This is a genomic window from Massilia alkalitolerans DSM 17462 (assembly GCF_000427785.1).
GTDB classification, from domain to species: Bacteria; Pseudomonadota; Gammaproteobacteria; order Burkholderiales; family Burkholderiaceae_D; genus Telluria; species Telluria alkalitolerans.
Genome location: NZ_ATYR01000054.1, coordinates 1 through 13,914, shown reverse-complemented (window position 1 = coordinate 13,914; position 13,914 = coordinate 1). Strand labels below are relative to the sequence as shown.

The window sequence follows — 13,914 nt, the reverse complement described above, 5'->3', positions numbered from 1 at the left end:
GAACGTACGGGTGTGCAGATCTACTTCGCCGACCCGCACAGCCCTTGGCAGCGAGGGTCAAACGAGAACACCAATGGTCTGCTGCGCCAATATATGCCCAAGGGCTCGGACCTGTCGATCTACTCCCAAGACGAGCTCGATGCCATCGCGCTATCGCTCAACACGCGCCCTCGAGAAACGCTCGGATGGAAGACTCCACTCGCCGTTTATACCGAGCATATGGTTCGGCTACAATTGCAGGCCGATTCGATTCATTAATCCGGTGTTGCAGTTGGTTCTTGAGACCGCCAATCCATATGAATCGTTCTCTCCTGCTCGTCGCTCTGCTTGGCCTGATGGCGGCGCCGCTGGCGCATGCCGACGAGCCTTCCGTGTGCACGTCGGTATGCGCATCGGAGAAGCAGCAATGCACGACCCGTGCGGGCCGCCTTACTGGATTCGACAAGCTGCCTCCGGTCGAGGAAAAGAACCAGTTTGCGCGTACTGCAAACCATGGTCAGGTGCAATCGATGCCTGAGCGTGCGGCGGAGCAGTCCGATTTCCACAAGCGCAAACGGGAAAGGCTCGATGCCTGCGATGCGAGCTATCTGAGATGCACTCGTGCGTGTGCTCCGACCACCTCGTCCATTGCCACCAAGGCCGTGCCGAAACAGTGAACTGAAATATGTGGGTAAGCTGGCCGATCGGTCGAGCCGGGTTTGCTCTTAAAAAGACGTGTAACGGCACGGCCCGCCGTTAAACATCGGCACAAAAAAACGGCACCCCTCAGGGTGCCGTCTTCATTTCAGCTAGCTACAGCGATCACTCGCCATCGCCCTGATGCTGCTCGACCGAAGCCGCAGCATTCTGCTGGTCTTCCATCGCCTGCAGCTCGGCGGCCATGTTGGCCTTCTCCTGCTGCAGCAGTGCCTGGCGCTCTTCCGCCTCCCACACTTCCTTCTCCTTGCGGGCGCGGTGGAATGCCAGGCCGGTACCGCCAGGGATCAGGCGGCCGACGATGACGTTTTCCTTCAGGCCGCGCAGACCGTCGCGCTTGCCCATGATCGCCGCTTCGGTGAGGACGCGGGTGGTTTCCTGGAACGATGCGGCCGAGATGAACGAGTCGGTCGACAGCGATGCCTTGGTAATACCCAGCAGCACGTTTTCGTAGGTTGCCGGCAGTTTGCCTGCGGCTTCCATGCGATCGTTCTCTTCCAGCAGCTCCGAACGCTCCACCTGCTCGCCGACGATGTAGTCGGTGTCGCCGGCTTCGACGATCACGACGCGACGCAGCATCTGGCGAACGATCACCTCGATGTGCTTGTCGTTGATCTTCACGCCCTGCAGACGGTACACGTCCTGCACTTCGTCCACGATGTAGCGGGCCAGCGCTTCGATACCCAGCAGGCGCAGGATGTCCTGCGGATCGGCCGGACCGTCGACGATCATTTCGCCCTTGTTCACCACCTGGCCGTCGTGCACCAGCACTTGCTTGTCCTTGGTGATCAGGAACTCGTGCTTGTTGCCGTCCATGTCGGTGATTTCCAGGCGCTGCTTGCCCTTGGTCTCTTTACCGAACGCGACGGTACCGGTGACTTCCGCCAGCATGCCCGCGTCTTTCGGCGAACGTGCTTCGAACAGTTCGGCAACGCGCGGCAGACCACCGGTAATGTCACGGGTCTTCTGCGATTCGGTCGGGATACGTGCCAGCACTTCACCCACCGAGACTTGCTGACCGTCCTTGACCATGATCAGCGCGCCGACCTGGAAGCCGATCGTCACAGCGTGTTCGGTGCCGGCGATCTTCACTTCCTGGCCTTCTTCGTTCAGCAGCTTGACCTGCGGACGCAGGACCTTGCCCGAACCGCGGCGCTTCGGATCGATCGCGACCAGGGTCGACAGGCCGGTCACTTCGTCGACCTGGCGAGCGACGGTGACGCCCTCTTCCACGTTTTCGAAGCGGATCGTACCTGCGTACTCGGTAATGATCGGACGGGTCAGCGGATCCCAGGTCGACAGCGCGGTGCCGGCCTTGACGACCTGGCCGTCCTTGACGATCAGGGTCGCGCCGTACGGCACCTTGTGGCGCTCGCGCTCACGGCCGTGGTCGTCGGTGATCAGGACTTCGCCCGAACGCGAGATGACGATCTGCGCGCCCTTGCCGTTGGTCACGTAACGCATCGTGGCGGTGAAGCGCACGGTGCCGTTCGACTTGGCTTCGACCGACGATGCCACTGCCGCACGCGATGCCGCACCACCGATGTGGAAGGTACGCATGGTCAGCTGGGTACCCGGCTCACCGATCGACTGTGCCGCCACGACGCCGACTGCTTCGCCGCTGTTCACCAGCATGCCGCGGCCGAGGTCACGGCCGTAGCACTTGGCGCACAGGCCGTAGCGCGTGTCGCAGTTCAGCGGGGTGCGGACCTTCACTTCGTCGATGCCGACGCGTTCGATCTCTTCCACCATGTCTTCGTCCAGCAGCGTGCCGGCTTCGAACAGGGTTTCCTGGGTTTCCGGATTGACGACGTCGGTACCGGTCACGCGGCCGAGGATACGGTCGCGCAGCGGCTCGATGACTTCACCGCCTTCGACCATCGCCTTCATGTGCGTGCCGTTGGTGGTGCCGCAATCGTCCTCGATCACCACCAGATCCTGGGTCACGTCGACCAGGCGGCGGGTCAGGTAACCCGAGTTCGCGGTCTTCAGTGCCGTATCCGCCAGACCTTTACGAGCGCCGTGGGTCGAGATGAAGTACTGCAGAACGTTCAGGCCTTCGCGGAAGTTCGCGGTAATCGGCGTTTCGATAATCGAACCGTCCGGCTTGGCCATCAGGCCTCGCATACCTGCCAGCTGGCGGATCTGGGCTGCCGAACCACGGGCGCCCGAGTCGGCCATCATGTAAATCGCGTTGAACGATTCCTGGGTGCCTTCGGTGCCGTCACGCTTGGTGACCGGTTCCACTTTCAGCTGGTCCATCATCGCCTTGCCGACTTCGTCCGAGGTCTTGCCCCAGATGTCGACGACCTTGTTGTAACGCTCGCCGGCGGTGACCAGACCCGAAGCGTACTGCTGCTCGATCTGCTTCACTTCCGCTTCGGCGGTCGCGATCATGCCCTTCTTGACGTCCGGGATCAGCATGTCGTCGACGGCGATCGAGATGCCGGCGCGGGTCGCCAGGCGGAAGCCCGACTGCATCAGCTTGTCCGCGAAGACGACGGTCGCACGCAGGCCGCACTTGCGGAACGACGTGTTGATCAGCTTCGAGATTTCCTTCTTCTTCAGCGCGCGGTTCAGCACCGAGAACGGCAGGCCTTTCGGCAGGATCTCGGACAGGATGGCGCGGCCGACGGTGGTCTCGTAGCGGGTCACGGTGCGGTCGAATTCGCCTTCGGCGTTCTTCGGGAACTCGACGATACGCACGGTGATGCGGGTCGCCAGTTCGACTTCCTTGTTGTCGTACGCACGGATGACTTCCGACACGTCCGGGAACAGCATGCCTTCGCCCTTGGCGTTGATCGCCTCGCGGGTCGCGTAGTACAGACCCAGCACGATATCCTGCGACGGGACGATCGACGGTTCGCCGTTCGACGGGAACAGGATGTTGTTCGAAGCCAGCATCAGGGTGCGGGCTTCCATCTGCGCTTCGATCGACAGCGGCACGTGGACTGCCATCTGGTCACCGTCGAAGTCGGCGTTGAACGCCGCGCAGACCAGCGGGTGCAGCTGGATTGCTTTACCTTCGATCAGGACCGGCTCGAACGCCTGGATACCGAGACGGTGCAGGGTTGGTGCACGGTTCAGCATGACCGGGTGTTCTTTGATGACCTCTTCCAGGATGTCCCAGACCACCGGTTCCTGGATTTCGACCAGCTTCTTGGCAGCCTTGATGGTGGTCGCGAGACCCATCAGTTCCAGCTTGTTGAAGATGAAGGGCTTGAACAGTTCCAGGGCCATCAGCTTCGGCAGGCCGCACTGGTGCAGTTTCAGCTGCGGACCCACCACGATGACCGAACGGCCCGAGTAGTCGACGCGCTTGCCCAGCAGGTTCTGACGGAAACGGCCGCCTTTACCCTTGATCATTTCAGCCAGCGACTTCAGCGGACGCTTGTTGGCGCCGGTCATCGCCTTGCCGCGACGGCCGTTGTCCAGCAGCGAGTCCACTGCTTCCTGCAGCATGCGCTTTTCGTTACGCGTAATGATTTCCGGAGCGCGCAGTTCCATCAGGCGCTTCAGGCGATTATTACGGTTGATGACGCGGCGGTACAAATCGTTCAGATCCGAAGTAGCGAAACGACCACCATCCAGCGGGACGAGCGGACGCAGCTCCGGCGGCAGGACCGGGAGCACTTCCATGATCATCCACTCAGGCTTGATGCCCGAGCGCTGGAACGCCTCGAGCACTTTCAGGCGCTTGGCGTATTTCTTGATCTTGGCTTCGGATTTCGATTCCTTCAGCTCGACGCGCAGGGCTTCGGCATCGCGGTGGATGTCGATCGAGCGCAGCAGTTCACGGATGCCTTCGGCGCCCATGAATGCGGTGAAGTCGTCGCCGTACTCTTCGTACTTGGCGGCGTAGTCGTCTTCCGACATGATCTGGCACTTCTTCAGCGGGGTCATGCCAGGATCGGTCACGACGTATGCTTCGAAGTACAGCACGCGTTCGATATCGCGCAGGGTCATGTCCAGGACCATGCCCAGACGCGACGGCAGCGACTTCAGGAACCAGATGTGGGCGGTCGGCGAGGCCAGCTCGATGTGGCCCATGCGCTCACGGCGCACCTTGGCCAGCGTGACTTCGACGCCGCACTTCTCGCAGATGACGCCGCGGTGCTTCAGGCGCTTGTACTTGCCGCACAGGCATTCGTAGTCCTTGATCGGGCCAAAGATCTTGGCGCAGAACAGGCCGTCGCGCTCAGGCTTGAAGGTGCGGTAGTTGATGGTTTCCGGCTTCTTGACTTCGCCGAACGACCAGGAACGGATTTTTTCAGGCGAGGCGAGGCCGATCTTGATGGCGTCGAAGCTCTCGTTTTGCTGAACTTGCTTGAATAGATCGAGCAGTGCTTTCATGTATCACTCCAGGTGATTGAATTCTTTACTTGGTACTACTTCCGCTGCTTCTCACTGATTTTCGCCAGTGCTTGCGTGAACCGCCAACCCTTGAAAGCGTCATCCCGGCGCAGGCCGGGATCCAAGTTTTTCGGCTAATCCACCGAAATTGGGCCCCGGCCTGCGCCGGGGCGACGTTCCAGGGCAGCAGGCCATGCCCGAAGGCAGCGGCCATGCCGGCCTGCTTAGTTGCGCTCGAGATCGATGTCGATACCCAGCGAACGGATTTCCTTCACCAGCACGTTGAACGATTCCGGCATGCCGGCATCGATCACGTGATCGCCCTTGACCAGGTTCTCGTAAACCTTGGTACGGCCGTTCACGTCGTCCGACTTCACAGTCAGCATTTCCTGCAGCACGTACGACGCGCCGTAGGCTTCCAGTGCCCACACCTCCATCTCACCGAAGCGCTGGCCACCGAACTGGGCTTTACCGCCCAGCGGCTGCTGCGTCACCAGCGAGTACGGACCGGTCGAACGGGCGTGCATCTTGTCGTCGACCAGGTGGTGCAGCTTCAGCATGTGCATGAAGCCGACGGTGACCTTGCGCTCGAATGCTTCGCCGGTACGGCCGTCGAACATCGTGACCTGGTTCTTCGACGGGGTCATGCCGAGGTTGGCAGCGATGTCGTCCGGGAAGGCCAGGTCGAGCATGCGGCGGATTTCGGTTTCGTGTGCACCGTCGAACACCGGGGTCGCGAACGGCACGCCGTTCTTGAGGTTGTTCGCCAGGGTCAGGATCTCTTCATCGCTGAAGCTGTCGAGGTCTTCCTTGCGGCCGGTCTCGTTGTAGATCTTGCCCAGGAAGCCGCGGACTTCTTCGGCCTTGGCTTGAGCGCGCAGCATGTCGCCGATACGCAGGCCCAGGCCCTTCGCCGCCCAACCGAGGTGGGTTTCGAGGATCTGACCGACGTTCATACGCGACGGAACGCCCAGCGGGTTCAGCACGACGTCTGCAGGCGTACCATCCGCCATGAACGGCATGTCTTCCACCGGCACGATACGCGAGACCACACCCTTGTTACCGTGGCGGCCTGCCATCTTGTCGCCCGACTGCAGGCGGCGTTTGACGGCCAGGTAGACCTTGACCATCTTCTGCACGCCAGGCTGCAGCTCGTCGCCCTGGGTCAGCTTCTTGCGCTTCTCTTCGAAGGCCAGGTCGAACTGGTGGCGCTTCTCGTTGATCGATTCCTTGATCGCTTCGAGTGCGTTCGCGGTGTCGTCGTCGGCCGGGCGGATGTCGAACCAGTGGAAGCGGTCGAGGTCAGCCAGGTATTCCTGGGTGATCGCCGCGCCCTTGGCCAGCTTTTTCGGACCGCCGTTGACCACTTTACCGATCAGCATGCGCTCCAGACGCTGGAAGGCATCGCCTTCCACGATACGCATCTGGTCGTTCAGGTCCAGGCGGTAGCGCTTGAGTTCATCGTCGATGATCTGCTGGGCGCGCTTGTCGCGCTGGATGCCTTCGCGGGTGAACACCTGCACGTCGATGACGGTGCCGACCATGCCCGAAGGCACGCGCAGCGAGGTATCTTTAACATCCGACGCCTTTTCACCGAAAATTGCGCGCAGCAGCTTCTCTTCAGGAGTCAGCTGGGTCTCGCCCTTCGGGGTGACCTTACCGACCAGCACGTCGCCGGCCTGCACTTCGGCGCCGATGTACACGATGCCCGATTCGTCGAGGCGTGCCAGCTGGTTCTCGGCCAGGTTCGAGATGTCGCGGGTGATTTCTTCCGCGCCCAGCTTGGTGTCACGTGCGACAACGCTCAGCTCTTCGATGTGGATCGAGGTGTAGCGGTCGTCCTTGACCACGTTTTCCGAGATCAGGATCGAATCTTCGAAGTTCAGGCCGTTCCACGGCATGAACGCCACCAGCATGTTCTGGCCCAGGGCCAGTTCGCCCAGGTCGGTCGAAGCGCCGTCGGCGATGACGTCGCCGCGTGCCACGCGATCGCCCACTTGCACGATCGGACGCTGGTTGATGTTGGTGTTCTGGTTCGAACGGGTGTACTTGATCAGGTTGTAGATGTCCACACCGACTTCGCCCGCGGTTGCTTCGTCGTCATTGACGCGAATCACCACACGGCCTGCATCGATGTAGTCCACCACGCCGCCGCGCAGGGCCTGCACGGTGGTGCCCGAGTCGACTGCCACGGTGCGCTCGATGCCGGTACCGACAAAGGCTTTCTCCGGACGCAGGCAAGGCACGGCCTGGCGCTGCATGTTGGCGCCCATCAGTGCACGGTTCGCGTCATCGTGCTCGAGGAACGGAATCAGCGAGGCTGCAACCGACACGATCTGGCCTGGAGCGACGTCCATGTACTGGATGCGCTCTGGCGAGACCAGGATGGTTTCGCCGGCTTCACGTGCCGACACCAGTTCGTCGACCAGTTGGCCTTCTTCATTGATCGCGGCGTTTGCCTGCGCAATGATGTAGCGGCCTTCTTCGATCGCCGACAGGTAGTGGATCTGGTCGGTGACCTTCGAACCTTCGACCTTGCGGTACGGGGTTTCCAGGAAGCCGTATTCGTTCAGGCGGGCGTACAGTGCCAGCGAGTTGATCAGGCCGATGTTCGGGCCTTCAGGCGTTTCGATCGGGCACACGCGGCCGTAGTGGGTCGGGTGCACGTCGCGCACCTCGAAGCCTGCGCGTTCGCGGGTCAGGCCGCCCGGGCCAAGGGCCGAGACGCGGCGCTTGTGGGTGACTTCCGACAGCGGGTTGGTCTGGTCCATGAACTGCGACAGCTGCGACGAACCGAAGAATTCACGGATCGCGGCCGAGATCGGCTTGCTGTTGATCAGGTCGTGCGGCATCAGGTTGTCTGCTTCGGCCTGGCCGAGGCGTTCCTTGACGGCGCGTTCCACGCGCACCAGGCCGGCACGGAACTGGTTCTCAGCCAGTTCGCCGACGCAACGCACGCGGCGGTTACCCAGGTGATCGATGTCGTCGACTTCGCCGCGGCCATTGCGCAGCTCGACCAGGATCTTGATCACGGCCAGGATGTCTTCGTTCGACAGGGTCATGTCGCCCACGAGTTCGTCACGGCCGATACGGCGGTTGAACTTCATGCGGCCGACAGCCGACAGGTCGTAGCGTTCCGGCATGTAGAACAGGCCGTTGAACAGGGCTTCCACCGATTCTTCGGTCGGCGGTTCGCCAGGACGCATCATGCGGTAGATCGCCACGCGCGCGGCGGTCTGGTCGGCGGTGTCGTCGGTGCGCAGGGTCTGCGAGATGTAGCCGCCCTGGTCCAGGTCGTTGGTGTACAGCGTCTGGATGTCGGTCACGCTGGCGTCGCGCAGCTTGCCCAGCAGTTCTTCGGTCAGCTCGTCGTTGGCGACGGCGATGACTTCGCCGGTGTCCTGGTCGACGATGTTCTTGGCCAGCACGCGGCCCAGCAGGTAGTCTTCCGGAACCGAGATCGACTTGATGCCGGCAGCTTCGATGTCACGGACGTGCTTGGCGTTGATACGCTTGTCCTTGGTGACGATGGTCTTGCCCGACTTCGGATCGACGATGTCGAAGCGCGCGACTTCGCCACGCAGGCGTTCGGACACGAACTCCAGCTCACCGCCTTCATTGCGGAGGGTGAAATTGTCGAAGACGAAGAAATTCGCCAGGATCTGCTCCGGCGTCATGCCGATGGCCTTCAGCAGGATCGTGACCGGCATCTTGCGGCGACGGTCGACGCGGAAGAACAGGATGTCCTTCGGGTCGAACTCGAAGTCCAGCCAGGAGCCGCGGTAAGGGATGATACGAGCCGAGAACAGCAGCTTGCCCGACGAGTGGGTCTTGCCGCGGTCGTGTTCGAAGAACACGCCCGGCGAGCGGTGCAGCTGCGAGACGATGACGCGCTCGGTACCGTTGATGACGAACGAACCGTTCGTGGTCATCAGCGGCAGTTCGCCCATGTACACTTCCTGCTCTTTCATTTCCTTCACGACCGGCTTGGTCGGCGATTCCTTGTCCAGGATCACCAGACGCACCTTGGCGCGCAGCGGCGACGCGAAGGTCAGGCCACGCTGCTGGCACTCTTTCACGTCAAACGCAGGGTCGCCCAGCACATAGGACAGGAACTCGAGGCGCGCAAAACCGTTGTGCGACACGATCGGGAAGATGGAGCTGAAGGCCGACTGCAGGCCTTCGTTCTTGCGCACGGAGGGAACGGCGTCCGCTTGCAGGAAATTCTCGTAGGATTCGAGCTGGGTAGCCAGAAGATAAGGAACGTTGTGAACGTTGGCGCGCTTCGCGAACGACTTGCGAATGCGCTTCTTCTCAGTAAATGAGTAGTGCATGGACACTCCGTGAGTGACAGAAAGGATGAGAATTCAGGAATTGCCAGTGGTGGTCGCACCACACGCAAGGCCTGAAGCCTCTGCTTTCCCGCCAGGTGATTAAGACAGCCGTACTGCTGTGTTACGATATTTCTGAAACGGTGATGCAGTGATGCTTTGTTTCCTGCCGGCCCCGGATACAAACGTTTGACGCAGGGACGACAAAAGAGCCAAAGCCGCATCCCCTCCCTTTCGGCAGGTTCCGCAAGCTTTGACTCCCGCGCTGGGCACCCTTGATGAGTGCCCAATGCATATGTATTACTTCAGCTCGGCCTTGGCGCCAGCTTCTTCCAGCTTCTTCTTGGCGGCTTCAGCGTCAGCTTTCGGCAGGGCTTCTTTCACGGTCTTCGGTGCGCCGTCGACGACGTCTTTGGCTTCCTTCAGGCCCAGGCCGGTGATTTCGCGGACTGCCTTGATGACGCCGACTTTGTTCGCGCCGACTTCGGTCAGGACAACGTTGAACTCGGTCTGCTCTTCAGCAGCAGCTGCGCCGCCAGCGGCACCGCCAGCTGCCGGTGCTGCCATTGCAGCTGCCGACACGCCGAACTTCTCTTCGAAAGCCTTGACCAGGTCGTTCAGTTCCATGACCGACATTGCGCCAACTGCGTCCAGGAACTCTTCTTTGCTAATTGCCATTTGAAACTCCAAATATTGTGTGTGTGTAGTACAGGTTTGGTTCTACTTGAACAGAAAGACGCGAAGCGATTACGCTTCGGCGGCTTCCGCTGCCGGAGCAGCGGCGCCTTCGCCTTTTTGTGCTGCGACTGCAGCCAGAACTCGTGCGAAGCCCGACACCGGTGCCTGCATGACGCCCAGCAGCTGGGCGATGAGGACTTCACGGCTCGGGATGCTTGCCAGCGCGGTCACGCCGGCGACATCCAGTGCCTTACCAGCGTAGTTACCAGCTTTCACAACCAGCTTGTCGTTGGTTTTAGCGAAGTCATTGATGACTTTAGCTGCTGCAACGGCGTCGTCCGAGATCGAGTAGATCAGCGGGCCGGTCATGGAATCTGCCAGCGAGGCAAACTGCGTGCCCTCAACCGAGCGACGAGCCAGCGTGTTCTTCAGAACACGCAGGTAGACGCCCTGGGCACGTGCGGCTGCACGGAGTTTGGTCAAGTGAGCAACCTGGATGCCACGGTACTCAGCCACGACGATGGTTTGCGCGGTTGCAACTTTAGCGCTTACCTCTTCGACGACGGCCTTTTTGTCATTCAGATTAAGACCCACGGTCAATCTCCTTAAATGATGCGAACAACATGTTCACATCGGTTCGAACACGGCGTCCGAAGTTAAGAAGTCAATCTAACGCGGATGAACTCACGCAGCGTGGACTACAAAACTTGTTCGGGTACACCATCTGCGTTGGGTGGTCTATTAACCTCTGGCTCAACCTCTGCCTTCGGCCCAACGGTCTTTGACTGCCTGCCGGAGCGGTGATTTGCTCCGACAGCCCAAAGATGCGCCCCGCGATGTTCCACGAGGACTAAAACTTGTCAAACTTGGTCCCCGGCCTGCGCCGGGGCGACGAGGGCGCTGAGCGCCCTCATCGATTACTGAGCGGCGATCGAAGCGTGGTCGACGCGGACGCCGGCGCCCATGGTCGACGAGATCGCGACCTTGCGCAGGTAAACGCCCTTCGAGCTTGCCGGCTTGGCCTTGTTCAGGGCTTCCAGCAGCGCCGACAGGTTGGTCTTCAGCTGCTCGTCCGAGAAGGACTTGCGGCCGATGGTGGCGTGCACGATACCAGCCTTGTCGGTACGGTACTGAACCTGACCGGCCTTGGCGTTCTTGACGGCGCCAGCCACGTCCGGGGTCACGGTACCGACCTTCGGGTTCGGCATCAGGCCGCGCGGGCCCAGGATCTGACCCAGGGTACCGACGATACGCATGGTGTCCGGCGAAGCGATCACGATGTCGAACGGCATGTTGCCGGCCTTGACCATTTCGGCCAGGTCTTCCATACCGACGATGTCGGCGCCGGCTGCCTTGGCAGCTTCAGCCTTGTCGCCCGAAGCGAAGACAGCGACGCGCACGGTCTTGCCGGTGCCTGCTGGCAGGACGACCGAACCGCGGACCACTTGGTCCGACTTCTTCGGGTCCACGCCGAGCTGGATCGCGACGTCGATCGACTCGTTGAACTTGGCGGTGGCGAATTCCTTGACGATCGACACAGCGTTGTCGAACGCGTAGACCTTGTTACGGTCCACTTTTGCTTTCATTTCTTTGACGCGCTTGGACAGCTTAGCCATTACACACCCTCCACCGTGATGCCCATCGAACGTGCCGAGCCAGCGATGATACGCACTGCGGCGTCCATGTCGGCGGCGGTCAGGTCCGGCTGCTTGGTTTTTGCGATTTCTTCAGCCTGGGCACGGCTCAGCGTACCGACCTTGTCGGTATGTGGCTTCGGCGAACCCTTGGTGATGCCAGCGGCTTTCTTGATCAGGTAGGTTGCCGGCGGGGTCTTCATCACGAAGGTGAAGGACTTGTCGGCGAACGCGGTGATCACGACAGGAATCGGCATGCCCGGCTCGAAACCCTGGGTCTGGGCGTTGAACGCCTTGCAGAATTCCATGATGTTCAGGCCGCGCTGACCCAGTGCTGGGCCGATCGGTGGGGACGGGTTTGCTTTACCAGCTGCGACTTGCAGCTTGATAAAACCAATAATCTTCTTGGCCATGATGGCTCCTTGATTTGGTTTGAGTAGTAGCGCCCCACCACTACTACTCTGGCGGGGCTCCTCTTACCGGATTCCGCCTTGCTGCTGCGACGCTCCGATGTAAGCGCTTTAAACCTTTTCTACCTGCCCGAACTCCAGTTCCACCGGAGTTGCGCGGCCGAAGATGGTGACAGAGACACGCACCTTCGATTTTTCGTAGTTGACTTCTTCGACGTTGCCGTTGAAGTCGGTGAACGGGCCTTCCTTGATCCGGACCTGCTCGCCCACTTCGTACAGGACTTTCGGACGCGGCTTTTCGACGCCTTCCTGGACCTGCTGCATGATCTTGTCGATCTCGCGCGCCGGGATCGGCGTCGGCTTGTTCGACTTGCCACCGATGAAGCCGGTGACCTTGCTGGTGTTCTTGACCAGGTGCCAGGTCTCGTCCGTCATTTCCATCTCAACCAGGACATAGCCCGGGAAGAAACGACGCTCGGAGACGGCCTTGGTGCCGTTGCGCATCTCGACGACTTCTTCAGTCGGAACCAGGATGCGGCCGAACTGCTCTTGCATGCCGGCGCGTTCGATGCGCTCGGTGAGAGCGCGCATGACGCTCTTTTCCATGCCGGAGTAGACGTGTACGACGTACCAGCGCTTGTTGCTTACCGGGACACTCACGGGAGCCGCACCAGCGTCTTGCGCCGGGTCTTGGCCCGGCGCGTTGTCTTGCACGTTATCGCTCATCAGTTTTTCCATCCCAGGACCAGGTCGTATAACAGGAATTCCAGAACCTTATCCGTGCCCCACAGGAAGATCGCAGTGACGACCACGAAGGCGAACACGATGCCGGTGATCTGGGTAGCTTCCCGACGGGTCGGCCAAACAACTTTCTTGGTCTCGCGCACCGACTCCTTGGCGAAGCTCAGGAATTCACGGCCGGTGGTGGAGGTCCACAAAAGCAGGACAGCAAAAACTAAACCAGCCACGAGGGCGCCGGCGGCGACCAAGGCTGGTTTGTTCTGGCCTTTCAGGTAAAAGAACCCGACAACGCCTGCAATCGTGGCAACTACCGCCAGTGCGACCTTGAACTTGTCATTCGAGGTGCTGACAGTTTGCACGGATTGATTGGACATTCTTCTTTACTTTCGGTGCCTACGCACCAGAATTCGGTGGCAGGGGCGGAGGGAATCGAACCCGCGACCTTCGGTTTTGGAGACCGACGCTCTGCCAATTGAGCTACACCCCTACGAAAACTTCTCGCTGAATCCAGCATTATACATGGTACGCGCGTACCAGGCAATGCTGGTCGAGGGAAGCGTTGTTCTGCCTCCCCCTACCATCGCTTATTAGGCGATGATCTTGGCAACCACGCCGGCGCCGACGGTACGGCCGCCTTCGCGGATTGCGAAGCGCAGACCTTCTTCCATCGCGATCGGAGCGATCAGCTTGACGGTGATCGACACGTTGTCGCCTGGCATGACCATTTCTTTGTCGGCCGGCAGCTCGATCGAACCGGTCACGTCAGTCGTACGGAAGTAGAACTGCGGACGGTAGTTGTTGAAGAACGGGGTGTGACGGCCGCCTTCGTCTTTCGACAGGACGTAGATCTCACCGGTGAAGTGGTTGTGCGGCTTGATCGAGCCCGGCTTGGCCAGGACCTGGCCACGCTGGACGTCTTCACGCTTGGTGCCGCGCAGCAGCAGGCCGACGTTGTCGCCAGCTTGACCCTGGTCCAGCAGCTTGCGGAACATTTCCACGCCGGTGCAGGTGGTCTTCACGGTGTCGATGATACCGACGATTTCGATCTCTTCGCCGACCTTGATGATGCCG

Annotated in this window: 11 protein-coding genes and 1 tRNA gene; 2 read left to right on the top strand and 10 right to left on the bottom strand. The window is 60.6% G+C overall.

The window, feature by feature from the left end:
* Together YWC_RS0126320 and YWC_RS0126315 are read left to right on the top strand one after the other, a co-directional pair.
* Nucleotides 1-258 (top strand): IS30 family transposase (locus YWC_RS0126320; RefSeq protein WP_027867651.1); only part of this gene is annotated, 258 nt, incomplete at its 5' end.
* A gap of 38 nt (nt 259-296) precedes the next feature.
* Entirely contained in the window at nt 297-656 is a 360-nt protein-coding gene (locus tag YWC_RS0126315) for a hypothetical protein (RefSeq protein WP_027868027.1), read from the top strand.
* 145 nt (nt 657-801) lie between these two features.
* On the opposite strand, the gene rpoC is transcribed toward YWC_RS0126315, so the two are convergent.
* The 10 genes from rpoC to YWC_RS0126265 all read right to left on the bottom strand — a co-directional run.
* Nucleotides 802-5,049, bottom strand: a complete 4,248-nt coding sequence (gene rpoC, locus YWC_RS0126310; RefSeq protein ID WP_027868026.1) for a DNA-directed RNA polymerase subunit beta' — start codon at nt 5,047-5,049, stop codon at nt 802-804.
* A gap of 224 nt (nt 5,050-5,273) precedes the next feature.
* A complete protein-coding gene (rpoB, locus tag YWC_RS0126305; protein ID WP_027868025.1) occupies nt 5,274-9,383 on the bottom strand; it encodes a DNA-directed RNA polymerase subunit beta in 4,110 nt (1,369 codons plus the stop codon).
* A 297-nt stretch (nt 9,384-9,680) separates the two neighbouring features.
* On the bottom strand, nt 9,681-10,058 hold the full coding sequence (gene rplL / locus YWC_RS0126300; protein ID WP_027868024.1) for a 50S ribosomal protein L7/L12: 378 nt from the start codon (nt 10,056-10,058) through the stop codon (nt 9,681-9,683).
* Nucleotides 10,059-10,127: 69 nt separating this feature from the next.
* Nucleotides 10,128-10,652: a 50S ribosomal protein L10 gene (gene rplJ, locus YWC_RS0126295; protein WP_027868023.1), complete on the bottom strand. Its 525-nt coding sequence runs from the start codon at nt 10,650-10,652 to the stop codon at nt 10,128-10,130.
* 323 nt (nt 10,653-10,975) lie between these two features.
* Entirely contained in the window at nt 10,976-11,674 is a 699-nt protein-coding gene (gene rplA, locus YWC_RS0126290) for a 50S ribosomal protein L1 (protein WP_027868022.1), read from the bottom strand.
* A complete protein-coding gene (gene rplK / locus YWC_RS0126285; protein WP_027868021.1) occupies nt 11,674-12,105 on the bottom strand; it encodes a 50S ribosomal protein L11 in 432 nt (143 codons plus the stop codon). Before rplK ends, rplA begins: the two co-directional genes overlap by 1 nt.
* A 108-nt stretch (nt 12,106-12,213) precedes the next feature.
* Nucleotides 12,214-12,828 (bottom strand): transcription termination/antitermination protein NusG, encoded by a 615-nt coding sequence (gene nusG, locus YWC_RS0126280; RefSeq protein ID WP_036209128.1) that lies wholly within the window; start codon nt 12,826-12,828, stop codon nt 12,214-12,216.
* On the bottom strand, nt 12,828-13,217 hold the full coding sequence (gene secE, locus YWC_RS0126275; RefSeq protein ID WP_027868019.1) for a preprotein translocase subunit SecE: 390 nt from the start codon (nt 13,215-13,217) through the stop codon (nt 12,828-12,830). The genes nusG and secE overlap by 1 nt, the downstream gene beginning before the upstream one ends.
* 37 nt (nt 13,218-13,254) lie before the next feature.
* Nucleotides 13,255-13,330, bottom strand: a tRNA-Trp gene (locus tag YWC_RS0126270).
* A 100-nt stretch (nt 13,331-13,430) separates the two neighbouring features.
* The coding region (locus tag YWC_RS0126265) for an EF-Tu C-terminal domain-related protein (protein ID WP_027867274.1) at nt 13,431-13,914 on the bottom strand (484 nt) is incomplete at its 5' end.

What these genes read in the sequence shown, in the direction of transcription:
- YWC_RS0126315 (WP_027868027.1), top strand. Translation starts at nt 297, where the DNA reads ATGAATCGTTCTCTCCTGCTCGTCGCTCTGCTTGGCCTGATGGCGGCG.
- rpoC (WP_027868026.1), bottom strand. Translation starts at nt 5,049, where the DNA reads ATGAAAGCACTGCTCGATCTATTCAAGCAAGTTCAGCAAAACGAGAGC.
- rpoB (WP_027868025.1), bottom strand. Translation starts at nt 9,383, where the DNA reads ATGCACTACTCATTTACTGAGAAGAAGCGCATTCGCAAGTCGTTCGCG.
- rplL (WP_027868024.1), bottom strand. Translation starts at nt 10,058, where the DNA reads ATGGCAATTAGCAAAGAAGAGTTCCTGGACGCAGTTGGCGCAATGTCG.
- rplA (WP_027868022.1), bottom strand. Translation starts at nt 11,674, where the DNA reads ATGGCTAAGCTGTCCAAGCGCGTCAAAGAAATGAAAGCAAAAGTGGAC.
- rplK (WP_027868021.1), bottom strand. Translation starts at nt 12,105, where the DNA reads ATGGCCAAGAAGATTATTGGTTTTATCAAGCTGCAAGTCGCAGCTGGT.
- nusG (WP_036209128.1), bottom strand. Translation starts at nt 12,828, where the DNA reads ATGAGCGATAACGTGCAAGACAACGCGCCGGGCCAAGACCCGGCGCAA.
- secE (WP_027868019.1), bottom strand. Translation starts at nt 13,217, where the DNA reads ATGTCCAATCAATCCGTGCAAACTGTCAGCACCTCGAATGACAAGTTC.